Below are 23,999 nucleotides of genomic sequence, written 5' to 3' on the forward strand. Positions count from 1 at the left end.
TCTCGCATGCGCTCTCTCAAACGCACAACACAGAGTATGGCGGCCAGTGCTGGCATCGCCATGAACTCCGCCTGGCAGTTTTCTGCTAGTCGATTTTTGCTAATCAAAGCGCGCGGGGCGCTTCTCGAGAAAGGCCATGACGCCCTCCTTGTGGCCAGCCGAGGCCATCTGCGCGTACTGCGTCGGCTCCTCCCAAGCCAGCTGCCCATCGAGCTGCCCCAGAGCCGTGCGGTTGATGGCCTCCTTTGCTTTGGCCAGGGCATCGCGCGGGGCAATGTGCAGGCGTTCCGCTACCTCCAGTGCAGTGGCCAGTGCGTGGCCCTGGGGTGCGCGTGTGGTTACGAGACCTGCAGCCTCGGCCTCGGCGACGCCGAGCTTGTCTTGTAGCAGTGCCAGGGCGAGCGCGCGGTGGCGCCCCACGGAGGCGAGTGCGGTGAGGCTCACGCCGCCGTCAGGGATAAGGCCAATCTTGCCGAAGGGCAGCGTGAAGTAGGAGTCCTCGCCGGCCACGATGAGATCGCAGGCAAAAGCCAGCGAAGCACCCGCGCCAGCGGCCGCACCTTCGACCGCGGCGATGACGGGAATCTCGGCGGCCTGAATCTCAGCCACCAGTGCGTTGAGCTGGGGAAGCATGGTGGACTCGGCCGGGTCGGGAGTCTCGCCCGCAGCTTGCGCGGTGGCTGCCTCTTGCGCGGCGGCGACGAGATCCGCTCCGGCACAGAAGGCGGTTTCATCGCCGGTGATGATGAGGGCGCGGATGGCGGGGTCAGAGGAGGCGTCGGCAAGCGCGGCAGAGAGAGCCAGGCAATGGTCCTTGGCAATGGCGTTGCGGCGCGCGGAGTTATTGATGCGTGCGACGAGGACGGAGCCTTCGCGGCGGGTGAGGATGGCATCGGTCATGGTTTAGTCCTTAACAAGCTCGGTGAGGGAGGAAATGATGCGCTCGGCCTCAGCGGAGATGCGGGAGACGATTTCGGAACAGGGTGCCACATCGTGGATTAGACCCTGCGACGTTCCGCAGGTCCACACGCCTGCATCCAAATCACCGGTTTCGTAGACTGCACGGCCGCGCTTGCCGGCAACGAGGTGGCGGATATCCCCAAACTCGGCGCCCTGGGCAAGGCGCTCGGCAACCTCATCGCTGACAGCGTTCCTGGCCACGCGGGTGGAATTGCGCAGCTCGCGGAGGATGAGCTGGGTATCCAGCTCGCTGCGCTCCACGATGGCCTGCTTGACGTTCTCGTGCACTGGGGCTTCCGTGGAAGCCACGAAGCGGGTTCCCATGTTGATGCCCTCGGCGCCCAGTGCCAGGGCGGCAGCGAGCCCGCGGCCATCCGCGAAGCCGCCTGAGGCCACGATGGGGATGTCCAGCTGGTCCGCGGCGGCGGGAATGAGCACGAGTCCCGGAATGTCATCTTCGCCGGGGTGGCCGGCGCACTCAAAGCCGTCGATGCTCACGATGTCGACGCCCACCTTCTGTGCACTCAGCGCATGCCGCACGGAGGTGCACTTGTGGATGACAGTGATGCCGGCATCCTTGAAAGCCGGCATGTGGTCCTTGGGATTATTTCCAGCGGTTTCTGCAATCTTCACGCCTTCCTCAATGATGACGTCGCGGTATTCCGCATAGGGCGGTGGGGTAATTGCCGGGAGCATGGTGAGGTTGACGCCGAAGGGCTTATCGGTCAGCTCGCGCGTGCGGCGAATCTCGTGGCGCAAGTCTTCCGGGGTGGGCTGCGTAAGCGCGGTAACGACACCGAGGCCGCCGGCGTTGGATACCGCGGCGGCGAGTTCGGCGCGGCCGACCCATTGCATGCCGCCTTGGATGATGGGGTGAGTGATGCCGAGCATCTCGGTAACGCGGGTGGAAATCATGAGTGTTGTGCTCCTTGGTGGTGCGAAATTATGGGGGAGGAGGGTGAATGAAAAGGTGAATGGCTATTCGGAAAAATGGGCTTGCAGGCGGCCACTGAGGTCATCGGGCAGGGCGATGGGGCGGCGCGCGGAGACGTCGATAAGCACCAGCGTCGCCGTCGCGAACACGCATGAGGCGCCGTCCTGGATGAGTTCGTGGGAAACCTGGTAGGAGGTGGTTCCGATGCGCGAGATCCACACCCGCGCCTCGATGGAATCGGTGTAGGTGAGCTCGGCGTCATACTGGACTTCGAGGGATCGCACCACGTGAGCATAGGAATTGGTGGCAATTGGGCCGCTCAGTTTGGCGGCCGCACGGACGCGCGCTTCCTCTAAAAGCGTGACCATCGTGGCGTTATTGACGTGGGCGTTCGCGTCCTGGTCGGACCACCGCAAGGCAAGGGTTATCGGGATGGCGTTGGCGGGCGCGCGCATTGTTCCTCCTGGGGCGAGCGGGTAGAGTGATGCGTATTACTATACATACGAATTGTGGTTCGTTGCTCGAATCGTGAGGAGAATGCCATGACAGATCTTCTGGGGATCGATGCTCTGCTGAGCGAAGAAGAAAAAGCTACCCGTGACCGCGTCGCCGCACTGGTGGATGAGCACATCCGCCTGCACGTGGGGCAGTGGTATGAGGACGCGGTGCTGCCGGAGTCCATCTTCCCGGTGCTGGCGGAGGCTGGCCTGTTCGGGATGCATCTGGAAGGCTATGGCTGCGCCGGGCGTTCCGCGGTGGAATACGGGCTGGCCATGCAGGAGCTGGAAGCAGGAGACTCCGGTATCCGTACGGTGGTGTCAGTACAGGGCTCGCTGGCGATGTCGGCGATTTATAAGCACGGCTCGGAGGAACAGAAACAGGAGTGGCTGCCCAAGATGGCAGCCGGTGAGGTCATTGGCTGCTTCGGCTTGACAGAGCCGACCGCCGGTTCGGACCCGGCAAGCATGGTGACGGTGGCGCGCTACCGCTCCGGTGAATGGGTACTGGACGGTGCGAAGCGCTGGATTGGCCTGGCGAGTGTGGCCGGGGTGGCCATCATCTGGGCCAAGGTGTCCGAGGAAGACGCGGCGGCCGCCGGGGTGGAGGCGGGCGTGCGCGGCTTCATCGTGCCGACGTCCACGCCGGGGTTTAAGGCGACGCCAATTACCCGCAAGCTATCGATGCGCGCTTCTATCCAGTGCGATATTGAACTGGAAGGCGTTACTTTGCCCGCCGACGCCCTGCTGCCCAAGCATCCGGGACTCAAGGGGCCGTTTATGTGTTTGAACGAGGCTCGCTTCGGCATTAGCTTCGGCGCTTTGGGCGCTGCCCGTGATTCTTTGGAGGTGGCTCTGGAGTACGCCAAGGAGCGCAAGCAATTCGATCGCTCGCTGGCGTCCTTCCAGCTCACCCAGCAGAAGCTGGTGGATATGGCGGTGGAGCTGAACAAGGGGCAGCTGCTGGCGTTGAACCTGGGCCGCGCCAAGGATGCGGGCACGCTGGAGCCCTACCAGATTTCGGTGGGCAAGCTGGCCAACTGCCGCACTGCCATCGACATTTGCCGCCAAGCCCGCACCATCCTGGGCGGCAACGGTATCACCGCGGACTACTCGCCGCTGCGCCACGCCGCCAACCTGGAATCAGTGCGCACCTACGAGGGCACCGATGAAATCCACACGCTGATTCTGGGGCGGGTGCTGACGGGGGAGGCGGCGTTTAGCTAACCACGTGGCGTCGTACCGGTGCCGCCGCACGGGCGCTACTGCGCAGATGGTCTTATTCGTTTGGTCTCTCTACTTTGGTCCCTCATCTGGGATGAGGGACCATCTGTGTGCTGAAAACCAGAGAAAGATGGTCCCTTTACTCTGCTAAGAGACCAGAGTAAAGGGACCATCTAAAGAGGAGAGGCTAAGCAGTGCGGGCGCCGTGTTCGGGGCCCGAGCATTGTCTTGCACTCAGGCCTGTTCACAGGCACTGTGTCGCGCTGTTTAGTTTCTGGGTGTCTAGCTTCTGGTGTCCTTCGGCTTCGGGGCGTTCGGATCGATCGGGCGTCCCTCAGCGTCCAGATCGTTGAGCTCAGCCAGCTCGGTGAAGTCCGCTTGGGCGTCGGCGAAGCCCTCTTCCGGATCGATTTCATCGAAGTTGCGGATGGTGCCGTCGCGTTCGTCCTTGAACATGTCCTTGCCGTAGATGACCAGAACCATGATGATGCCGGCGGCGAATCCCCATGCGGCACCCTGGGTGGCCAGCACGCCGGCGGTAACGCCTGCGATACCCAGATCCTTCTGGTTCTTGGCTTCCATGATGCCCACGCGTACAGACACGAAGCCCTGAATGATGAGCGTCAGTGCCAAGCCCACCGGCAGGATGGGCTCCACGAAGGAGGTAATCGGCAGCAGGAGGAGGCCTGTGTTGGTACCCCAACGGAAAGAGCCCGCGCCGCCAAAGATGGTGCGCATGGCGCGCTTGCCCTGCTTGTAGCGTTCAACGATGACCACGTGCATCGCCGCCCACAGCGGGCCACACATGGCGATGTCCGGGCCGATGATGGACATCAGCATGTTGCGGCCGCCGAAGAGCAGGTGCGCGCGCGACGGACTGTAGACCACGGCCTCGTCCGTGCGGACGTGGTCGGCTTCCTTGAGAACGGCGTTAGCCTGCAGGACGTCACCGAAAACAACGATGTACGCAGCCAACACCGTGGGGATAGCGGTGAGGAACATGTGCGCCGGCGGAAGACCGACACCGAAGACGGTGTACTCAGACCACAAGGTCATGAAGTCAGGTTTTGAAAAGCCCCACTCCACGTCCGGCCAGGGAGCCTCGCCAGCCAGCGGTGCGACGAAGACCGCGACGAAGATAGCAGGCAGGATGCCTAGCGAAGCCAGGAAGCGCCAACCGGCGGCCTTCTGTCGCAGGGCTTGGAAACCTCGTGAATACATGAGGAAGAAAGCTACGGCTACCGCAATCGTGATGGTGATAGGGAAGGAATGGAAACGTCCATCCTCCTTAAACACTGAGATGATGGCGGCAATACCGGCGCCGAGAACGATGCCGGCGCGCAGACCTGATGGGATGAGGCGAACGACCTTTGACGCCCATCCCGTTATGCCCAGCGTTAGTGAGAATATGCCGAGCATCAGCTGGAAGCTGATCAAGGCCCAGATACGCTCCTCACCCTCCGGGAAGGTCTGGATATAGACCGTCAGCAACGGAATCGCCGGGGTAATCCAGCCTGGGACAACCGGGTCACCCAAGAGGTGGTGGGTGAGGTAGAGCAGGCCGTTGAGCATAACGACGGCCAGCGCCGCTTCGTAGGGCATGCCGAGGGCCTCGGTCATCAGGGGGATAGCGCCCAAGTCCACCACACACATGAACAAGCCTTGAGCGAAGTCCGGCCACTCCATGCGGTAATGCACGAAGGGGAGGCGAACATCGAAGGGGCCCATCTTCCAGTGGGGTGAAGCTTGACCGATGCCCTGGTCTTCGGGTTCGGTGGCTTCGGTGGTTTCGGCCATGACGGCCTCCTTTCAAAGAAAAGGGACCAAGCCCGGCGGGCGTGAAGCGCGCGGGGCTTGGTGAGGAAAGGTGAGAGGTTCGTTGAGGTTTAGTGCTTGAGGTTTAGTCGAACCTTGGTTAGTCGAACTCGATGATCTGGCGCAGTGCTACACCGTCGGACAGGCGGTCCATGGCGGTGTTGATGTCCTCGAGCTTGATGTGGTCGGAGATGAGGGCCTCAGCGTTGAGCTTGCCCTCGCGCCACAGCTGCTCGTACTTCGGGATGTCCTTCGACGGGACGGAGGAGCCCAGGTAGCAGCCGTGGACGCGGCGTGCCTCGGCAGTCATCACCAGCGGGTCGATGGTGATGGTGGAGCCCGGTGCCGGCAGGCCGACGGTGACGGTCAGGCCGCCCGGTGCGGTGACCTTGTAGGCGGTTTCCAGTGCCTTCGGGTGGCCGGCGGCCTCCACGACAGCGGTGAACTTCTTTCCGGACTCCTCAGCTTCCTGTGGGGTCATCGCGGAGGTGGCACCGATTTCGATGGCCTTCTCGCACTTGTCCTTCTGCATGTCGATGCCCACGATCTCCTTCACGCCGAGCGCAGCAGCGGTGATAATGGCGGCCATGCCAACGCCACCGAGGCCGACGACGGCGATGCTGTCCTCCGGCTTCGGATCGATCTCGTTGAGCACGGCGCCGCCACCAGTGAGGATGGCGCAGCCGAGGATGGCGGCGATATCGGCCGGGACATCGGAGCCCACTGGCACGACGGAGAGCTCGGAGACCACGGCGTGGGTGGCGAAGCCGGAGACACCAAGATGGTGCTGGATCGTCTCACCGTTGCGGGTGAGGTGGCGGGTGCCGCGGATGAGGGTGCCCTCGTTGTTGGTCTTGGAGCCGACCTCACACGGCATCTTGCCGTCGGTCTTGCAGCCGGCGCACTCGCCGCAGCGCGGGAGGAAGGTCATGACGACGTGGTCACCAACCTTGACGTTGGTAACGCCCGGGCCGATTTCCTCGACGATGCCAGCGGACTCGTGACCCAGCAGCATCGGCAGCGGACGGGGGCGGTTGTTGTTGACCACGGAAAGGTCAGAGTGGCACAGGCCAGCAGCGGTGATCTTGACCAGGATCTCGCCCTCGCCGGGAGCGGAGAGCTCGAGCTCGCTCACGGTGATCGGCTTGGAGTCGGCGTAGGGGCGCTCGTCGCCGGAGCGCTCCAGAACGGCGCCGCGAATGGTAATCGTGTCAGACATAGATACCTCCAGACATGAGATGGGGTTAATGCATCGCAATGTACGCCACCGGGCGTTAAGGAGGGCCGGAACGGTATGGGAAAAACTACACCGGGCCGTTAAGCGGATGGGGAATTCTCTACCCGCTGAGGGCGTGGGCGCGCAGCGCTACGAAGACATCGAGCCCGCGCTGGCCCACGGCCCACTCCTCACCCATGAGCTCAGCGATCCGATCGAGGCGTTGGCGCACTGTGTTGGGGTGGATGAACATCGCCCGGGCGGTCTGCGGAATGCTGTGCCCGGAGAGCAAGTAGTGGTGCGCGGTAGCGGTCAACTCGGTGGAGTGCTCCTCGTCGTAGCGCACCAGCGGGCCGATGGTGCGCGTGGACAGCGCGTTCAGCGCCTGCGGGTCCGCACCCAGGATGAGACCCACCGTGCCTAGGGAGTCCTCGGTGACGAGCTGGCCGCGCAAGCCCAAAGCGAGTGCTGAATCCAGGTAGGCCATGGCGGAATCGTGGGCGCTGCGCGCTTCGCTCAGGCCGCCGAAGCCGATGGCAGAGACCGTCAACTCAGGGAATTCAGACAGCAGTGGGGCCAGCGCCTTATCGATATCCCGATCCGGTTGGTACAGCACGCACACGTGTTGGTCGTGGTGCGTAATGGCGGCGTTACCTGGCAGGAGGTGCTCCAGCTGGGGGCGGGTGGGCAGGTTCTTGGCTGAGTGCAGGCCTACGAAGTACAGCTGTGCCGAAGAGTTCAGGCTAATCCCCGTCAGGTGGCGCAGACGGGCGATCTCCTCGCGCCCGGCGTTGCCTAGTGCTACGGCGTAGACGAGGTCGTCGACTTTGCGCGCGGTGGCGTCGACAAGCGCCTCAGCAAAAAGCGCAATCGCTGTAAAGGCTGCGGAGGCGTGGCTGATGACGCGCAGTTCGGCGTCGCTGAGCTCCTTGTCCACACCAATCGTGCCCAGCGCCCGCCCGTTAAACTCCACGGGGAACGTGCTGGTTGGGGGAGTGTCCGGGGCATCCTCCGCGGTCCACAGCGTGACCGGCGCATCGAGGCTTTTAGCTAGCACGCGCTCGAGCTCCTCGAAGCTGGGATTGTTCATCAGCACGTGGAGCAGCTGCGTGTTGACGTCGTTGAGCCACTGCAATTCGTCCACGTGGCGGCTCAGCGCAATTTGGGAGCGGGTAAGCTCCGCGACGGATTCGCCCTGACTCTCAATGACTTGGGCATTCTCCAGCGCCACGGAGGTAATAGAGCCGAGCACCTCGAGCGCTGCGATTTCCTCGTGCGTGTAGTGACGCGGGTGGCGATCCCCCACGAGAAGCGCGCCGATGGTGCGCCCAGAAATGCGGATCGGGGCGCCGAGGATCCCGCGGATTCCTTCGGCTTCTACCGCACGGTCCACGTAATCCACGTGCGTGACGTTGGGATCCACAGAATGGTCATAGGTCCACGCCGGGCGGTTAGTGGCGGCCACGATGCCGAGGATTCCGGAGCCCATCGGCATGTTGATGGTGCGGAATTCCTCAGTTACGACACCGCTGGTGGCCAGCACCTTGGTAAAGCCGGTGTCCTCATCGTTGAGGCTGAGGTAGCCCACCTCCGTGCCGATGGTGGAGCGCGCGTGGCGCACAATCGCCTGGAGGATGTCGGTGGATTCGCGGCCCGAGTTGAGCATCTGGGAGACGTCGAGCAGTTTCGTCGACATCACCCGCCACGTGTGGTTGGCGCGCATGGTTTCCTCAACGGCCCGAAGCGCGCCAAGCTCCTCGGCCGCCAGTTGCTCGCGCAACTCGTCGGGGACACGGGTGCCGCTGGCGAGGTGGGAGAGTACGGGGCCGAGGAGAGACATGCCCCCTAGCTTAGGGGGCTAGCCGGGGCGCTACCTACTTCCAGTGGGAAGAGGAACGCTTGGCCATCTGCTCGCGGTACTGCTGGGTGGTGGTGGGCAGGAGCTCTCCGGTGGCCCAGTCGAGGATGACGCCGTAGTGGCGGACCAGGTCGAGCTGGTCCAACTCGCCGGCGTTGTAGCGCTCAGCCACGGACTCCGGGGACTCCGCCAGCTTGTCCAGGCGGGTAGAGCGCAGCTCCTCACGCAGCTTCGCGGTTTCCTCCTCGTCGAGCTCGTACTCGTCGATTTCCGGGTCAACGGGGCGGATGACAACGCCGTAGTCCTTGGCGGCACGGCCCACGGAGACGTAGCCATCGATGACGTCCTCCAGCACGGCCTTCGGGTCGCGCTCCAGGGCATCGCCGAAGCCGCCGCCACCGGCGGAGGGGCGCTCGAAGGTATCGCCCGGGCCGACCGGAACATTGGAGAACAGCGCGCCGAGGTACTGCTCATCCGGGGTGCCGCGGTTGAGCCACACGCCCTGCGGGATGGACGGCAGACCACCCTCGATGCCCCAGGTCACGGAACGCGAGCGGTCACAGCAGTAGCTCATGACGGTCTTGTTCGCGTCCGTGAGCACACCGCCCTTGGTTACACCCACACCGCCGCGGAACTTGCCGGGGCCCGCCGAGTCAGTCACCAGGGCGTGGTGGCTGGTGATAACGGGGGAGAGACGCTCCTGGCCTTCGACCGGCTGGACCGCCAGGCCCGGGCCGAAGACCGGCGCGGTGGCGGAGGAGCCATCGCGGTCGACGCGGCCGCCCCAGCCGCCAGCCATCCAGTCGTACCACATGAAGAACTCGCCCTTGTCCTCTGGTTTCTTCGCGTCACGCGTATCCCAACCACCGATGAGCAGGTACTCCAGGTTGAAGGCACAGGCCATGGCGCGCTCATGCATGAGTTGGGACCACAGTTCGAAGACCGCGTTCATGATCTTCTCGAAGGGGCCGGAACAGAAGCCGGTCACCGCGTGCGGCATTCCGGCGTTGACCACGGTTCCCTCCGGGCCTAGGTCGATGTCCATGGCGCGGTAGAGGCCGGAGTTAAGCGGCACGTCGGGGAAGAAGGTCTTGGTGCCGGCGACGATTCCGGAGAACGCGGAGCCATAGCCCGCGTTGAGGAAGCTGGCCACCGCCGGCGCGGAACCGTCCAGCGAGTAGGAGAGGCGTCCGCCCTTGATGCGCATCGTTACCTTGATGGGAACGAGGCCCTCTTCCTTGGCCGGGTCGAGGTCGATGTAGTCGATGGTGGACCACTCGCCGTCGTCAAGCGCGGCCACACGGGAGGTGACGATGTCTTCCACGTAGTCCTGGACCTCCCGCAGCGCGGTGCGCACGGTGTCGAAGGAGTACTTGTCCACGAGGCGGTGGATTTCGCGCTCACAGACCGCGGTGGCCTCGGCCTGGGCCTTGAGGTCACCCATGACGATCTCGGGGCTGCGGGTGTTGCCAGCCAAAAGCTTGGCGACGTCCTTGAGGAACACGCCCTTGGACCACACGCGCACCGGGGTGATGCGCAGGCCCTCGGTGTAGTAGTCGGTCGCGGAGACGTCGAAGGAGCCCGGGACGGAGCCGCCGGCATCGGCCCAGTGGCCCTTGTTCTGTGCGAAGGCCAGTAGGGTGCCCTCGTGGAAGATGGGGCGCAGGAAGGACACGTCATTCATGTGCGTGCCGCCCTGGTAGGGGTCGTTGATGGCGAAGACGTCACCTTCGTGGATGTCATCGCCGAATTCCTTGAGCACGGCTTGGCACTGGAAGTGCAGGGTGCCGACGTGTACGGCGATGTCCTGGTTTCCCTGCATCACGGTGTTGCCCTCGGCGTCACACAGCGCGGAGGAGAAGTCACGCGAGTAAATGACGAAGGAGTAGCAGGTGCGCAGAATCTGCTCGGACATGAGGTTGACCGAGGTGGCAAAGGCGTTCTTGAGAACCTCGAAGGTCACCGGGTCGAGCGTGCGGCGGCCGGAAGAAGACGGCGAGGGTTTCTGTGGCTGTGTGTGAGTCGTAGTCATGTCGATTCCTTTCAAAGGAGAGTCTGAAGGCGAGGGTCTTAGGCGTTGGTGGCCTTGCCGATGTGGATACGGATGTTGGACCACTCATCAATTTCTGCACGGTCTCCAGGCGGAATGACGGTGGTGGCATCGAACTGGTCGATGATGGCCGGGCCGTTGAGCTTGGCGCCGGCCTTCAGGTCGGGGCGGTGATAAATCGGGACATCGGCCCAGCCGCCGTGCGCGGAGAAGTAGACGGGGCGGGTGGTCTCCGGGAGCTCTGCCTCGTGCTCTTCGACCTCGTAGTGCTTGAAGGGCGGGTTCTCGAGCTCGCCGATGGCGATGAGGCCAATCTGGTAGAACTCCACCGCGCCGTCGCGGTCGGCGAAGGAGTACTCGCGCTCGTGCTCATCGTGGAACATGGCGACGGCATCATCGAGCGGGTTATCGGACTCGGGGATTTCCACCGTCAGGGAACGCCACTGGCCGCGGTAGCGCATGGAGGCGGTCAGCTTGAACTTCATGCGCTCCTCTGGGACGTGCTCCTTCTCCAGGCGCTCGCGGGCCTCGGAGATCAGCGCCTGGAATTCCTTGCGCAGTTCGGTGGTGTCCACCTCGTCCACCGGTGCTTGGTACATCTTGGTGATGTCGTGTCGGATGTCCACGAGCAAGCAGCCCTGGGCGGAGGTCACGCCTGGGTGCGGCGGGACCACGACGGTGGGGATGGACAGATCGCGGGCGACCTCAGCGCCGTGCAGGGCGCCGGCGCCGCCGCCGACGACAAGGACGAAGTCACGCGGGTCGTAGCCACGGCGGATGGACAGCAGGCGAACCGCATCGGCCATGTTGGCGTTGGCCACCTGGATGATGTTCTCGGCTGCGGCTTCGAGCTCAAGGTTGAGCGGCTCTGCAACGGTCTTGTTGACGGCCTCGCGCGCAGCATCGGGGTTCAGCTTCAGTGCACCGCCGATGAGCTCGGTGCCGAGGCGGCCGAGGGTGACGTTGGCATCGGTGTTGGTGGCATCGGTGCCGCCGCGCTCGTAGCAGACCGGTCCCGGATCCGCGCCCGCGGACTGCGGGCCGTTGCGCAGGGAACCTGCCTCATCGATCCAGGCCAGCGAGCCGCCGCCAGCGCCGATGGTGCCGACCTCGATGGACGGGAAGCAGATGGGGAAGCCGTATTCGACCTGCCACTGCTTGGTGATGCGGATGTCACCTTCGTAGACCAGCGCGATATCGGTGGAGGTACCGCCCATTTCCAGGCCAATCGCGTTGGAGTAGCCACAGCGGGTGGCGATGTCTTGCACCGCGATGGCGCCGGCCGCAATGCCGGAGGCAGCCAGGCGGACCGGGTAGCGGGTCACCATCTCCGGGGTCATGGAACCGCCGCCGGAGTGGAGAAGGAGCAGGTCTCCGTCGTAGCCGCCTTCCTCCAGCTGGCGGGACAGGCGGTTGACGTAGCCGGAGACGAGCGGGGCCAGGACCGCATTGGCGACGGTCGTGGAGAAGCGGTCGTGCTCGAAGATCTCCGGGAGGATTTCGGAGGAGGTGGAGACGGTGGCGTCGGGAAGTTCCTCGCGTAGGATCTCCGCCATGCGCTCCTCGTGGGAGGCGTTGGCATGGGAGTTGATGAAGCAGACCGCGACGGTCTCAATCTTCTTGCGGCGCAGGATCCCGGCGATGCGGCGAGCCTCTGCCTCATCCAACGGGGTGATCTCGGCGCCGTCGAAGTCGATGCGCTCTTCGACCTCGTAGCGATCGCGGCGGCGGATGTAGGGGTCCGGAACGTCCTTGTAGGCATCCCACAACTCATCCTTGGTGCCGTCGCGGATTTCCAGAACATCGCGGAAGCCCTTCGTGGTGATGAGCGCTGCCGGTGGGAAGCGGCGCTGGATCAGCGCGTTGGTGGCAACCGTGGTGCCGTGGGAGAACACCTCGACCTGGTTGAGCTGGACGTCGGCCGACTTGAGGCCGTTCATCACCGCTTTCATCGGGTCATCCGGGGTGGAGGGAACCTTGGCCACCGACAACTCGTGGGTCTCGGTGTTAACAATCGCGACATCGGTGAACGTTCCGCCGACGTCAACGGATACGCGAAAAGGTTTGTTTCCCGTCATGGTGGGAACCTCTCTTTCAAAGGCTGGTGAATTCGGTTGAGAGGAATCTTGATATGGCACGAGGAGGGGAGCAATGGAGAAACGGTGAATTAAGAGCGAAGAAGGTGGAGGAAACTCCAAACAAGCAGGTTGGGGCATACTAGAATTAGCCGGAGGAAAGTAAGATAGGACACTATTTTCCGGAGGGATAAGTGGCGTCACAAGATAATCCGGTGCTGCGGATCGCCGATCTCGTCGTGATGGAGCCGCGGCTGCGCCGCTTGAGCAGGGCGCTCGAGGATGAGAATTTTGTGGGGCTGTGCGCCGAGGGCGATGGGGATGTGGCGGACTGGCTAGTTCTTCCCCGGCCGGAGGGAAACCCGCGTGCCATCCAGCGCCGGCTGGTCGACGCCGCCGGGGTCATATTCCTCGACTCCGAGTTCGATGAGCAGGAAGTCCTGGACTCGGTGGAGGGAACCGGCGCCGTCCTGTACGGCACCGATGGGATCACGCGCCAAGATATCCGGCGCGCGGTGGATGAGCTTTTGCGGCGCCAACCCAACCTGGCATCCTGGCGCAAGCTCAGCACCATCGGGCAATTAAGCCCCGGGTTGGTCAACCCAGCGCCGGAGTCCGAGATTCTCGCGCGCTTTGCCAGGTTCAGCGGGGATTCCCTGCTGCTGTTGACCGTTGACGGCCGGGTTATTGCCGCCGCCGGCGAGCTGCCCGCGCGGAGTATCGCGCGTTCCCTGTCGGTGGTGATAAACCACAGCACCACGACCATGCACGTGGGGCGTTGGAAGGTCTTTGCCCGGTGGCTCGACATTGCTGGCGAAAGCCCCTCCTTCGACCACGGCTACTGGCTGATTCGGGGGCGGCAGACCAGTCAGGATGCAGACTTCGATGACCCCGCTTTCGCGGCGCTGGAGGAGCTGCTCACCGCCTCACTGATGGCGCAGAGAAACATCCAGCGTAACCACGTCGCCGAATCGAGCGCGCTGATGGTGGCGTTGTGCGATGAGAACTCGAATAGGGAAGAAGTGGCCACCACGTTGCGCAGGCGGGGCTTTTCGGAGCATGCCAAGATGCGGCTCATTGTCTCCGATTCCGTCAAGGATTCCTACCGCAGCGATGTGCGCGACAAGGCCTTCGCCTTGGCCCAGGACGCGGGCGTGCCGCTGGTGCTGGGCTATGTGTCCGGCCGCACCTGCGTGTTGACTACCCACTCGGGAGCGGAGGGGAAGATCGCGGACGTGCTCTTCGGCTCCGTTGGGCTCTCTGCTCCCTTCGACACCGTCGAGGAAGGTCCGACAGCGTGGCTCCAGGCCCTGCTTGCCGCCGTGGTGGTGGAACGAACGCATTCTTTGCACCTGCAGAGCCTGGAGTTTGCTCACTGCAGCGCCATCGAGAAGGCAGCGGCCTACCTGGGCCAGCGCGGCTTGGAGGACGCAGTGGGGGAGCTCGACCGCGCGATTGAGGGGATTAAGGATGGCGAAGAGATCTTTCGCGCCTATGAAGCTGAAAGCTTCTCCGTGGCCCGGGCCGCGAAGGCCGTGGGCGTGCACGCCAATACGGTGCGGCACCGGCTGGAAGCTCTGGAGGAACGGATCCGGTTCTCCGATGCGGATCTGGTTTTGTGGGCGCTGTGGAAAGCGCTGCGCCCCCGCATGCAGCGCTAGGCGGCTGGATGCGGGGGCACGGAGAACGTGTGAGAGTAGAGAGTGAGAGGGGGAGTGGAGAGAACTACACCTTCTTCTTGCTGCGCGGGATGGGCTTGCCGGTAATCAGCGCGTGGAGCTTGCCGTCACCGATCTGCAGCTCTTCCGGAATGTCCTCGGAATCAACCTCGGTCATGATCTCCTTGATGAAGTCAGATTCCGGGATGGAGGAGTTGCGAGCGATGGCCACCAGCTCACGAGCCTCCTCATCGGAGAGGTGGTTGTCATTCTCAAAGCGCTTCTTGAGTAGCTCACGCGCGCGGCGGCGCAGGTCGGCCTCAGATTGCAGGTCCTTGCGGTTCTTCAACCATGCGAAGCCGATGATGAACATGATGGCAATGCCCATGTATCCAAGAATCGGGTAGACCCAGCCGATGAGGTTGGAGAAGCCGATGAAGGAAAGCACGAAGCCGATGAGCACGGAGATGACATAGACCTTGTAGAAGTTCTGCGGCTTGCCGCGGGTGAGGCGCTTGGCAAAGGCATAGAACATACCAATCGCGGTGTTATAAATCATGCCGTAGATGGCGACGGACATGGCGATACCGAGCGCCGGGTGAATCTGCTCAATCATGGCCAGCGTTGGCATCTCGGCCTCGGTGATCGGGCCCACGGAGACGTAGAGACCGCCGACCAGGACCGCCAGCAGGAAGAGGAAGCATGCGCCGCCGAGAATGCCGCCGTAGCCGACCTCCTTGGCATCGAGGAAGTTGCCGCCGATGACGATCATCATGGAGACCACCACGATGACGTTCAGTCCCAGGTTATTGATGGCGGAGACCCACCAGTTGGGCAGCGTCGTAGGAAGCTGCTGCGCCTGCTCATTGAGGTGTGACCAATCTGGGTTGGAGGTGAGCACGGTGTAGACCGTGCCGATGGTCAGCAAGACGATGATGAACGGGGTAATGGCGCCAATGGCGATGGTCACCTTGTCCACGTCGAGCAAACCCGTCAGCAGGGTGAGGACGAGCATGAGGACGGCGCCGATCCACACTGGCCAGCCCCATTGCTGGTTGAGGTTGGCGCCGGCACCGGCAAACATGGCGAAGCCGATGCAGAACAGACAGGTTAGCGTGGCGAAGTCGAGGATTTTCGACACGATGGGCGTGGACACGGCGTTAAAAACGGAGGTGTGCTCCTTGGCACGGTGGTAGGAGCCCAACTGGAGGATCGTGATGCCGGAGATGGTCATGGCTAGCGCGGTAACGATGGCGCCGACGACGCCCATGTTGCCGAAAGCAACGAAGTATTGGAGGGCCTCGCGGCCCGAAGCGAAGGAGGCACCCGCGAGCACGCCGATGAAGGCCATCGCGATGCCGAATGAGCGTTTAAGCATGGTGAACCTAACTTTAGGTGGATAGAAATATTTACTTATGCAAACGGGGCAGGCGGCCTGGGAAAGGTGCCTGCCCCGTGCGTGATGGAGCGGAAGCTTTTAGTTCGCTGCCGCCTTGATGAACTCGGCGATACCAGCGAGCTCCTCCTCGCCGCGGTCAATGACCGCAGCAGAGGTAAACAGCCCGTGGTGGTAGCCCAGAAGGTGCTTGTGCGTGACGTCGACGCCTGCCTTGGCCAGCTTCCCGGCATACTCGATGCCCTCGTCCGCCAGCGGATCGTTATCCACCGTGATAACGAGTGACGGGGGCAGGCCCTCCGGCAGCTCGTGCAGCAGCGGGGAGAGATCCTTCGCCGTGCGCTGCGATTCCTCCGTAACGAAGGTATCGATGAACCAGCGCATGGTGTCAGAGGCCAGCGGGAAGCCCTCTTCCAGGCGCTTGTAGGAGGCACCGTTCTCGGTTCGCTCGCGGGAGCAATCCGTGATCGGGTAGAGCAGGATCTGGGAGCTGAGCTTGGCGACGCCCTCCTCACCCACGAACTCGTTCGCCATCACGGCGGCGAGCTGGCCACCGGCCGAGTCGCCAGCCACCGCGATGGAGGTCACGGTCAGGCCATGCTCAGCCGAGGAGTCGGACAACCAGCGGTAGGCAGCGCGGCAATCGTCGATAGCAGCCGGGTAGGTGTGCTCCGGGGCAAGGCGATAGTCCACCGCAACGACCGGGAGACCAGTCAGCACCGCGATACGGCGTACCGAGGAGTGGTGGGTCTCTAGGTTGCCCATGAGCCAGCCGCCGCCGTGCATGTAGAGCACCGCTGGGGTCTCCTGGCCGCGCTCCGCCTCCGGGCGGGGGTCGTAGAGGCGAACCTGGAAGTCCTCGACCTGGAAATCCGTGGTCGCGGGTTCCTTCTCCTCGTGGAGCGGGTTGGCGTGGGCCGAGGCTACGTAGTTCTCACGCACCTGCGGGATGGGGAAGTTATGGAAGGACTTCGCCCCACCATCGCGGAAAGGTTTCAGCGCCTTCCACGCATCCTCAGTGACGGGACGCCCGGAAAATTCGTCGTGCAGAGTGTGCATTGTGAACTACCTCCTAGACCAGCTCGTAGTCATTGAGCTCGAGCTTGTCGGTCAGCTCGTAGTACTCAGCAACGTTGCCGGACCAGTTGTTGATGACGCGGCCTTCTTCGTTCTTGTACCAGGAGGAGCAGTCAGCGGAGAACGCAGATTCCTCGAGTTCCTTCTGGATGCGGGTGTTGAACTCGTCGATGACGTTCTTCTTCACATCCAGGGCTGCCTCCGGGTTCTCGCGCAGGTACGCAACGGCCTGGGAGATGTAGCGGTCCTGTGCCTCGAGCATGGCCACCACGGAGTGGTGGTTGAGGTTGGTGTTCGGGCCGTAGAGCATGAAGAAGTTCGGGAAGCCGTCCACGGTCATGCCCAGGTACGCCTCCGGGGAGTTGCCCCAGCGCTCGCGCAGGTCGATGCCGTCGCGGCCAGCAATCGGCAGATCACCCTGGAACTCCTGGGAGTAGAAGCCGGTGGCGTAGATGACGACGTCGAAGTCGTGCTCGGCACCGTCGTCGGTGCGGATGCCGGTCTCGGTGAACTTCTCGATGCCAGCGGTGATGAGCTCTACGTTGTCACGGTTGAAGGTGGGGTAGAAGTTATCGGAGCGCAGGATGCGCTTGCAGCCGAAGGCGAAGTTCGGGGTGAGCTTCTCCACCAGCTCCGGGTCGTTGACCTGGGAGCGCAGATGCTCCATGGCCTGCTCGACACCCTCGGCAGCGGAATCGGTGCCCTTGCGGGGGCGGTCGAAGCCTTCCTCGCGAACCTCGTGGATCTCCTGGCGGATAGCGCGGTAGGAATCCGGGTTTTCCTTGAACTCCTTGAGCTCTTCCTCGGTGAAGATGACCTGGTTGCGCGGCAGGATGTAGTTAGCGGAGCGCTGGAACACGGAGAGCTTCTCCGCGACCTCGGCGACCTCCGGAACCAGCTGAACTGCAGAAGCAGCGTTGCCGATGACAGCAACCTTCTTGCCGGCTAGGTCAACGTCGTGGTTCCACTCAGCGGAGTGGAACTGCACGCCCTGGAAAGCCTCGCGGTTCGGGAAGTTCGGGATCTTCGGCTTGGAGAGCTGGCCCCACGCGCCAACGAAGACGCGGCCGTAGTAGGTCTCGCCGTTAGCCTCGATCTCCCACGCCTTGAGGTCTTCCTTCCACTCGGCGTTGGTGATGCGGTGGTTGAACTTGATGTGATCGTAGAGGTTGAACTCCTCGGCGAGAGCCTTGAGGTAGCCCTGCATCTCGTCTTGACCGGCGAACATGCGGGAGACGCCGAGGTTGAGGAAGTAGGAGTAGCAGTAGATCAGAGCCTGAGTATCGCAGGCAGCACCCGGGTAGGTGTTGTCGCGCCAGACGCCGCCGACCTCATCGGCAGCCTCGAGGATGAGGAAGTCCTTCTGCTCGTCGCGGACCAGCTGGGCACCCATGCCCAGTCCGCCGTAGCCGGTGCCGAGGATGATGCAATCGTAGATCTTCATGGTGATGTGTCTCCTTTAAGACGGTGGTGGTTCGGATTAGTTTGCGCGGATGGCTTCGGCCAGGACCTGGAGGCCGTCGCGCAGGGTGGACTCGTTGATGACCAGCGGCGGCAGGAGGCGGATGACGTTGCCGTCGAGGCCGCAGGTGAGGATGAGCACGCCCTGCTCGCGGCAGGTCTTGGCCACCTTGGCGGTGAGGTCAGCGTTCGGCTGGTTGTTGTCGTCGACCAGCTCGATGGCGATCATGGCGCCGCGGCCGCGGACCTCGGCGACGGTGGTGAGCTCAAGCAGCGGCTCCAGCTCCTCGCGGATGATGGCCTCGATCTCGCGGGCGCGGGAAGCCAGGTCCAGCTCCTCCATCTCCTCGAAGGCTGCCAGGGAAGCAGCACAGGCCACCGGGTTACCGGCGTAGGTGCCGCCCAGGGAACCCGGGTCCGGGGCATCCATGATCTCGGCGCGGCCGGTCACAGCGGACAGTGGCATGCCGCCGCCCACGCCCTTGGCGGTGGTGATGAGGTCCGGGATGATGCCCTCGTCATCGCAGGCGAACCAGGAACCAGTGCGGCAGATGCCGGCCTGGATCTCATCGGCGATGAAGACGACGCCGTTGTCGGTGCACCATTCCTGCAGTGCCGGGAGGAAGCCCTTGGCCGGCTCGACGAAGCCGCCCTCGCCCTGCACCGGCTCGATGATGACGGCAGCCAGCTCCTCGGTGCCGACGTACTGCTCGATGTAGCGCAGGGTGCGCGCTGCAGCCTGCTTGCCGTCGAGGCCGTCGCGCAGCGGGTAGGACATCGGCGCGCGGTAGATATCAGCGGCCAGGGTGCCAAAGCCCTGCTTGTAGGGCTTGTTCTTGGCGGTCATGGTCATGGTGAGGTTGGTGCGGCCGTGGAAGGCGCCGTCGAAGACCACGACGCGGTTCTTGCCGGTGTAGCGGCGAGCGATTTTGATGGCGTTCTCCACTGCCTCAGCACCGGTGGAGAAGAGGCAGGTCTTCTTCTCGTGGGTGCCCGGGGTCAGCTCGTTGAGCTTCTTGCAGACATCAATGAAGCCCTGGTACGGAGCGTTGAGGAAGCAGGTGTGGGTGAGGTGGCTGGCGGCCTCGGCGACGGCCTTGGCAACGCGCTGGTTGGAAGCGCCGACGGAGGTCACGGCGATGCCGGATGCGAAGTCGACGATGGTGTTGCCGTCGACGTCGACAAGCACGCCACCGTCACCGTCGGTGATGTAGGAGGGGTAGCCCGGGATGACGCCAGCGGCGACGTCTGCTTCACGGGTGGCATTCAGCTCCTGGCTGTGGGGGCCAGGGATTGCGGTGGAGACATTCCGCTCCTGGGGGAGGCGGTGCTTGAGATCCTGCATGCTGTCTGCTCCTTAATACTCGGAATTTTTTTATGACGTGGGTCATTCTGGCGGCTAGACTTCCGAAGGGCCATAGACAATCTGGTGAAAGAATGGTGAGAAATTGTCCACATTGGATAAGGGGGTAGCTGCCGGGCTGGAAGAGGGAAACGTTTCTCTCAGATGGTTGGCTAGCCAACCCGATCTGGGGATTGACGTGCTGCACGATTGTGGGCGGCCGTTTTCCGTTATGCACCCCTGTGAACTGCGCGATCCCCGCGAGTTTGTGGGCTCGGGGGCCGTCATCCTGCTCACTGGTATGGCCTTTGAGGGGCAACCCGATCAGCTAGTGGAGTACGTTCGCAGGGTGGCAGAGGGGGGAGTGACGGGGGTGGGCTTCGGCGTTGGTTTAGCCTTCGCTGAGGTCCCACCCGGCATGGTGGAGGCCGCCCGGGGCTGCGATATTTCACTCTTCACGGTGGCGCGGCGCGTGCCTTTCGTCTCGGTGCTCGCGCGTTTGCACGACGAGTTGCAGCGCCAGCGGGAGGAAGGCTTGGAGCTCTTCATTGCTCAGCAGGGCGCGCTCAACGACGCCGCCGTGTCCGGCCTCGACGCCCTCGTGGATAAAACCAGCCGCCTGCTGGGCGCGCATACCTGCCTAGTGGATAAGGATGGGCGGGTTTTCGCGCAGTCGAGCCACCCCGGGCTCCCGCCGGTGGAGTGGGGCCCGGTAATCACGGATACCCGCGCCCAGAATTTCTATGCCGCGCGCCGCGTGGGCGGGTGGAATGTCTTGGCCCAGCGCTTGGCCGATCACGGTGCGCGCTCCTTCGGGCTGCTGGCGGTGGCGCGTGAGAGTTTCGGTGTGAACGAGCGCGCGCTGCTCAAGCAGGCCGCCGGCCTGGCGGAGCTTACCGTGAAGCGCCCGCAGGAATTACGGCGCACCCAAAACGAACTCAACTCCATGGCGATGGCCATTCAGTTGGGTATGGACCAGCCGGAGGATCCCATGCGCCGCATCTTCCGGCTCGTGGGTGATGCGCAGGGCCGCGTGCGTCCGGTCTTGGTGAAATCGGAGGGCGAGCGCGCCCACCAGCGCTTCCTCCACGCCTTGGACGCCCGCCTGCAGGATCACGGGCGCTTGCTTTTCGAATACACGCTGGATAAATCCTCTAGCCTCCTGCTTTTCAGAGGAAGCCGCACAATGAAGAACCTGCAGGACTTGTTGCGCGATATCCGCGGTAGCAAGCGCATCGTCGTGGGCCAGCCCATGCCGTGGGCCGAGCTGGGCGTGGGCATTGTCCGCGAACTAGAGTCCTTCGCTTTCGGGCTTCAGCCCGGGATGTTGGCGGGGCCAGAATCGCGGACGTTGAGCTGGACTAGGGATCCCAGGGTCAAGGGCGCGGTGCACAACCGGGCCGAAGAAACCTGGGGCAAGGTGCGCGCTCACGACGCGGAGCACGGCACCGAGTTGGCGGAAACCCTGGAGGTCTACCTGCGTGCGGGCGGGCACGTGAGCCGAACCGCTGAGGAGCTTCAATCACACCGGCACACCGTGCGCAAGCGCATCGCGGACTTGGAGGATCTCCTCGAGGTGGACCTCAAGGACCCGCTCGTGGCGGCGGAGCTACTGATTCTCGGAGTGAGTGTTACGGACTGAAGCCCTAAGAGTCGATGCTGAGTAAGAGGAGTTCCGCACGGGTGACGGGATTGCTCAGGTCCACCCCGCAGAGGTTTTCTACCTTGTCTAGCCGGGCGCGCACCGTGTGGCGGTGAACGCCCAGCTCCGCCGCAGCGGTGGCCAAGTTGGCGTTGCCCACGAGGAAGGCGCGCAAGGTAGCGAGCAGCTCGGTGTTGCGCTGCACGTCGTGGGCGGCCAAGCGGCTGACCGTGGCCGCGCGCCGGGCGCCGAGGGCCTCCGAGACGCCGGGTTCCGCCAGCCAGGTAGGCGCAGCAGAATCAAAGGCTGCTACGGTGCCAAGGGGCAGGCTGCGCGCATGGCTTTGAAGAGAAGACAGCAGTGCTGGGTTCAGCTCCTGCCACGCAACACCCCGAAGGGCGGAGACGCGAAGGTAGCGCGACTGTTTCTTGAACAGGTGTGAGGTTGCGGTTCCCGGAGGAAGCATGAGAAGTGCAGAATCCTGTTCCGGGCGGACGAAGCTGTGCGGCTCGGTCTTGCCGATCTCACTCACTGTGCGCGCGAGGCGCGACGGGGTCGAAGCCGTGACATAGAGAACATCCACGAGATCGTGGCTATCAATCAAGTGAAAGGCCGCGTGCAGGGCGGGGGAGTCAACGCCGGCGAGCTGGGCATCAAGCGCTAGCGCCCCGAGAATAGCGTGGTTATTGCCATCGGGGTGATCAAGCAGCAGGCTGGCTAGACCCGAAAGATGCCGGATGAGCGCGCGCGAATAAGAATCGAACTTCTCCGTGCGCCTGGCGGCGACGGCCCAACGCCGGCCCGCGGAGCCGAAGGTGCTGGTGATGGTGGCACCTGTGCTTGTCGACGTCCCCGTGCCCCGCCCCGTCTGCTCCGCGGCCTCCACCGCGGCGCTGGCTGCGCTGAGCTGCTCCGCATCTCTCTGGCTGAGCACCGCTCCGGAGGAACTAGCTACCGCTACAGCGGCGCTGAGTTGATTGCTCGCCTCATCGATGAGCGCTTGGATGCCCGACACAGCTGCGTGATTGAGGCGCTCTTGTTGGCGGTGGAAGGTGAAGTGCGCATTGTTTTCGAGGCGGGCCTGTTCCTGGGCTACCGCAGTAGTGATGGACACGAAGCGGGTGGCGCGCGGAATCTCAAAAAGGGTGAGGTGGTGCTGGGAACAAGCACGGGTCAGTACGGGTGGTACCTCGGCGAAGGCGAGTCCGGTACCGAAACCAATGCCGTGTACCCCGGCTGCGGCGAGAGCAGCGGCATAGTGCTCGAAGCCTTCCGGGTCGTCGCGGAAAACGAGCCCCAGAGTGAGCATGAGCGCGCCGGGGGAAGTGAACTCGGTGGGGTCCGCGAGCTCTGAAGCATGGATGGTGCTGAACCCGGGTTTGCCCTCAACGAGCGGGCGCAGGTTCAGCGAGTGCTGGTTGGTGAGCCAGCGGAAGGAAATCTCACTCATGGTGGACAGGCTACACAGTTGTGGGCTCAAAATTTATACACCCTGTCGATAGTGTCGCAAGGGTGGTAGGGGCCACACTAAGTGGCATCCTATTCATCCCAACACAAAAGGAAGACCATGCAGGAACTTCAGTACCACATTGAGCAGTCCCGCCACCTGGGCCAGCAGGTCCCGGGTCCGAAGAGCGCCGCCCTGGATGAGCGTCGCAAGAATGCCCTCCCCGCGGGCATGGCGCCCTCGCTTCCGGGCTACGTGGTGGACGCGGATGGCGGCATTCTTGCCGATGCCGACGGCAACCGCTTCATCGACCTTGCCTCCGGCATCGCCGTGACCTCCGCTGGTGCTTCTAACCCGGCCGTCGTGGCCGCGGTGCAGGAAGCTGTTGCACACTTCACCCACACCTCCTTCACCATTTCCCCGTACGAGTCCTACGTGGCCGTGGCAGAAAAACTCAACGAGGTCACCCCGGGTGATCACCCGAAAAAGACTGCGCTGTTCAACTCCGGCGCGGAGGCTGTTGAGAATGCCGTGAAGATTGCCCGCAACTACACCGGCAAGCGCGGCGTTGTCGTCATGGACCGCGCCTTCCATGGACGCACCAACCTGACCATGGCGATGACCGCCAAGCAGTCGCCCTACAAGAATGGCTTCGGTCCCTTCGCGCCGGAGATCTACCGCGCCCCGATGTCCTACCCGCTGCGTGACGGCCTGAGCGGCGCCGAGGCTGCCAAGAAGACCATCACCATGATTGAGCAGGAAGTCGGCGCAGCCAACCTGGCCTGCGTTGTCGCTGAGCCGATCCAGGGCGAGGGCGGTTTCGTCGTCCCTGCCGAGGGCTACCTCACAGCAATCCAGAAGTGGTGCAACGACAACGACGTGGTCTTCATCGTCGACGAGATCCAGGCAGGCATGATGCGCACCGGCACCTGGTTCGCCTCCGACCATGAGGGAATCGTTCCGGACATGGTGACCATTGCGAAGGGCATTGCCTCCGGCATGCCGCTGTCCGCAGTGACCGGCCGTGCGGAGATCATGGATGCTCCGCAGCCGGGCGGCCTGGGCGGTACCTACACGGGTAACCCGGTGGCTTGTGCTGCTGCGCTGGCAACCTTCAAGGAGTTCGAGGAGAAGGACTTCGGTGCACGTGCCCAGAACCTGGAGAAGATTGCCCGCGAGGAGCTGGAGCCCATCCTGGGCGATGAGCGCGTAGCAGAGTTCCGCGGCCGCGGCGCCATGCTCGCCCTCGAATTCGTCACCGCTGAGGGTGAACCGGATTCCGAGCTGGTGCACAAGATTGCCAACGCCGCCAAGGCTGAGGGCGTGCTCATCCTCACCTGCGGCCTC

16 protein-coding genes and 1 pseudogene are annotated in these 23,999 nt (G+C 63.4%); 4 read left to right on the forward strand and 13 right to left on the reverse strand.

Annotated features, from left to right (window positions below; genetic code table 11):
- Positions 1-99: 99 nt before the first annotated feature.
- The 3 genes and pseudogenes from HMPREF3056_RS02610 to HMPREF3056_RS02620 all read right to left on the reverse strand — a co-directional run bounded on the left by HMPREF3056_RS02610 (position 100) and on the right by HMPREF3056_RS02620 (position 2,349).
- Positions 100-900 (reverse strand): enoyl-CoA hydratase-related protein, encoded by an 801-nt coding sequence (locus HMPREF3056_RS02610; RefSeq protein ID WP_070754044.1) that lies wholly within the window; start codon positions 898-900, stop codon positions 100-102.
- 3 nt (positions 901-903) lie between these two features.
- Positions 904-1,920 (reverse strand): annotated as a pseudogene (locus tag HMPREF3056_RS02615) (NAD(P)H-dependent flavin oxidoreductase); the annotation flags it as partial.
- An 18-nt stretch (positions 1,921-1,938) separates the two neighbouring features.
- Complete coding sequence (locus tag HMPREF3056_RS02620; protein ID WP_070754046.1) at positions 1,939-2,349, reverse strand: acyl-CoA thioesterase; 411 nt, start codon at positions 2,347-2,349, stop codon at positions 1,939-1,941.
- Between the two features lie 87 nt (positions 2,350-2,436).
- Here HMPREF3056_RS02620 and HMPREF3056_RS02625 point away from each other — a divergent pair, with 87 nt between their 5' ends.
- Entirely contained in the window at positions 2,437-3,618 is a 1,182-nt protein-coding gene (locus tag HMPREF3056_RS02625; RefSeq protein ID WP_070754047.1) for an acyl-CoA dehydrogenase family protein, read from the forward strand.
- A 279-nt stretch (positions 3,619-3,897) separates the two neighbouring features.
- Here the strand turns inward: HMPREF3056_RS02625 and HMPREF3056_RS02630 are convergent, their stop codons facing one another.
- From HMPREF3056_RS02630 to HMPREF3056_RS02650, 5 genes are all read right to left on the reverse strand, one after another.
- On the reverse strand, positions 3,898-5,412 hold the full coding sequence (locus HMPREF3056_RS02630) for a permease family protein (RefSeq protein ID WP_070701111.1): 1,515 nt from the start codon (positions 5,410-5,412) through the stop codon (positions 3,898-3,900).
- A 118-nt stretch (positions 5,413-5,530) separates the two neighbouring features.
- Complete coding sequence (locus HMPREF3056_RS02635) at positions 5,531-6,649, reverse strand: alcohol dehydrogenase catalytic domain-containing protein (RefSeq protein ID WP_070512342.1); 1,119 nt, start codon at positions 6,647-6,649, stop codon at positions 5,531-5,533.
- Between the two features lie 118 nt (positions 6,650-6,767).
- The gene (locus HMPREF3056_RS02640) at positions 6,768-8,486 is read right to left on the reverse strand and encodes a helix-turn-helix domain-containing protein (protein ID WP_070754048.1); all 1,719 of its coding nucleotides are present in this window, start codon (positions 8,484-8,486) and stop codon (positions 6,768-6,770) included.
- 34 nt (positions 8,487-8,520) lie between these two features.
- Positions 8,521-10,536 (reverse strand): hydantoinase B/oxoprolinase family protein, encoded by a 2,016-nt coding sequence (locus HMPREF3056_RS02645; RefSeq protein WP_070701109.1) that lies wholly within the window; start codon positions 10,534-10,536, stop codon positions 8,521-8,523.
- A gap of 38 nt (positions 10,537-10,574) precedes the next feature.
- Positions 10,575-12,632, reverse strand: coding sequence for a hydantoinase/oxoprolinase family protein (locus tag HMPREF3056_RS02650; RefSeq protein ID WP_049156020.1), 2,058 nt, complete (start codon positions 12,630-12,632; stop codon positions 10,575-10,577).
- A gap of 191 nt (positions 12,633-12,823) precedes the next feature.
- On the opposite strand from HMPREF3056_RS02650, the gene HMPREF3056_RS02655 reads away from it, so the two are divergent.
- The gene (locus HMPREF3056_RS02655; RefSeq protein ID WP_070754049.1) at positions 12,824-14,290 is read left to right on the forward strand and encodes a helix-turn-helix domain-containing protein; all 1,467 of its coding nucleotides are present in this window, start codon (positions 12,824-12,826) and stop codon (positions 14,288-14,290) included.
- Positions 14,291-14,354: 64 nt separating this feature from the next.
- On the opposite strand, the gene HMPREF3056_RS02660 is transcribed toward HMPREF3056_RS02655, so the two are convergent.
- The 4 genes from HMPREF3056_RS02660 to gabT (HMPREF3056_RS02675) all read right to left on the reverse strand — a co-directional run bounded on the left by HMPREF3056_RS02660 (position 14,355) and on the right by gabT (HMPREF3056_RS02675) (position 19,566).
- Positions 14,355-15,665, reverse strand: coding sequence for a YkvI family membrane protein (locus HMPREF3056_RS02660; RefSeq protein ID WP_046647716.1), 1,311 nt, complete (start codon positions 15,663-15,665; stop codon positions 14,355-14,357).
- Positions 15,666-15,764: 99 nt separating this feature from the next.
- Positions 15,765-16,742: an alpha/beta hydrolase gene (locus tag HMPREF3056_RS02665; protein ID WP_070701103.1), complete on the reverse strand. Its 978-nt coding sequence runs from the start codon at positions 16,740-16,742 to the stop codon at positions 15,765-15,767.
- Between the two features lie 13 nt (positions 16,743-16,755).
- A complete protein-coding gene (locus tag HMPREF3056_RS02670) occupies positions 16,756-18,204 on the reverse strand; it encodes a flavin-containing monooxygenase (RefSeq protein ID WP_070754050.1) in 1,449 nt (482 codons plus the stop codon).
- Between the two features lie 36 nt (positions 18,205-18,240).
- Positions 18,241-19,566: a 4-aminobutyrate--2-oxoglutarate transaminase gene (gene gabT / locus HMPREF3056_RS02675; RefSeq protein ID WP_070701101.1), complete on the reverse strand. Its 1,326-nt coding sequence runs from the start codon at positions 19,564-19,566 to the stop codon at positions 18,241-18,243.
- 166 nt (positions 19,567-19,732) lie between these two features.
- Between gabT (HMPREF3056_RS02675) and HMPREF3056_RS02680 the strand changes: the two genes are divergently transcribed.
- A complete protein-coding gene (locus HMPREF3056_RS02680) occupies positions 19,733-21,205 on the forward strand; it encodes a helix-turn-helix domain-containing protein (protein WP_246819140.1) in 1,473 nt (490 codons plus the stop codon).
- Between the two features lie 4 nt (positions 21,206-21,209).
- On the opposite strand, the gene HMPREF3056_RS02685 is transcribed toward HMPREF3056_RS02680, so the two are convergent.
- Positions 21,210-22,655, reverse strand: a complete 1,446-nt coding sequence (locus tag HMPREF3056_RS02685) for a PucR family transcriptional regulator (RefSeq protein ID WP_070701099.1) — start codon at positions 22,653-22,655, stop codon at positions 21,210-21,212.
- Between the two features lie 117 nt (positions 22,656-22,772).
- Here HMPREF3056_RS02685 and gabT (HMPREF3056_RS02690) point away from each other — a divergent pair.
- Positions 22,773-23,999 (forward strand): 4-aminobutyrate--2-oxoglutarate transaminase (gene gabT, locus HMPREF3056_RS02690; protein ID WP_070754051.1); only part of this gene is annotated, 1,227 nt, incomplete at its 3' end.

The sequence above is a fragment of the Corynebacterium sp. HMSC056F09 genome, assembly GCF_001815785.1.
In the GTDB taxonomy this organism is placed as follows: Bacteria; Actinomycetota; Actinomycetes; order Mycobacteriales; family Mycobacteriaceae; genus Corynebacterium; species Corynebacterium hiratae.

What these genes read in the sequence shown, in the direction of transcription:
- HMPREF3056_RS02610 (WP_070754044.1), bottom strand. Translation starts at nt 900, where the DNA reads ATGACCGATGCCATCCTCACCCGCCGCGAAGGCTCCGTCCTCGTCGCA.
- HMPREF3056_RS02635 (WP_070512342.1), bottom strand. Translation starts at nt 6,649, where the DNA reads ATGTCTGACACGATTACCATTCGCGGCGCCGTTCTGGAGCGCTCCGGC.
- HMPREF3056_RS02630 (WP_070701111.1), bottom strand. Translation starts at nt 5,412, where the DNA reads ATGGCCGAAACCACCGAAGCCACCGAACCCGAAGACCAGGGCATCGGT.
- HMPREF3056_RS02685 (WP_070701099.1), bottom strand. Translation starts at nt 22,655, where the DNA reads ATGAGTGAGATTTCCTTCCGCTGGCTCACCAACCAGCACTCGCTGAAC.
- HMPREF3056_RS02625 (WP_070754047.1), top strand. Translation starts at nt 2,437, where the DNA reads ATGACAGATCTTCTGGGGATCGATGCTCTGCTGAGCGAAGAAGAAAAA.
- HMPREF3056_RS02640 (WP_070754048.1), bottom strand. Translation starts at nt 8,486, where the DNA reads ATGTCTCTCCTCGGCCCCGTACTCTCCCACCTCGCCAGCGGCACCCGT.
- HMPREF3056_RS02650 (WP_049156020.1), bottom strand. Translation starts at nt 12,632, where the DNA reads ATGACGGGAAACAAACCTTTTCGCGTATCCGTTGACGTCGGCGGAACG.
- gabT (WP_070701101.1), bottom strand. Translation starts at nt 19,566, where the DNA reads ATGCAGGATCTCAAGCACCGCCTCCCCCAGGAGCGGAATGTCTCCACC.
- HMPREF3056_RS02670 (WP_070754050.1), bottom strand. Translation starts at nt 18,204, where the DNA reads ATGAAGATCTACGATTGCATCATCCTCGGCACCGGCTACGGCGGACTG.
- HMPREF3056_RS02665 (WP_070701103.1), bottom strand. Translation starts at nt 16,742, where the DNA reads ATGCACACTCTGCACGACGAATTTTCCGGGCGTCCCGTCACTGAGGAT.
- HMPREF3056_RS02645 (WP_070701109.1), bottom strand. Translation starts at nt 10,536, where the DNA reads ATGACTACGACTCACACACAGCCACAGAAACCCTCGCCGTCTTCTTCC.
- HMPREF3056_RS02620 (WP_070754046.1), bottom strand. Translation starts at nt 2,349, where the DNA reads ATGCGCGCGCCCGCCAACGCCATCCCGATAACCCTTGCCTTGCGGTGG.
- HMPREF3056_RS02660 (WP_046647716.1), bottom strand. Translation starts at nt 15,665, where the DNA reads ATGCTTAAACGCTCATTCGGCATCGCGATGGCCTTCATCGGCGTGCTC.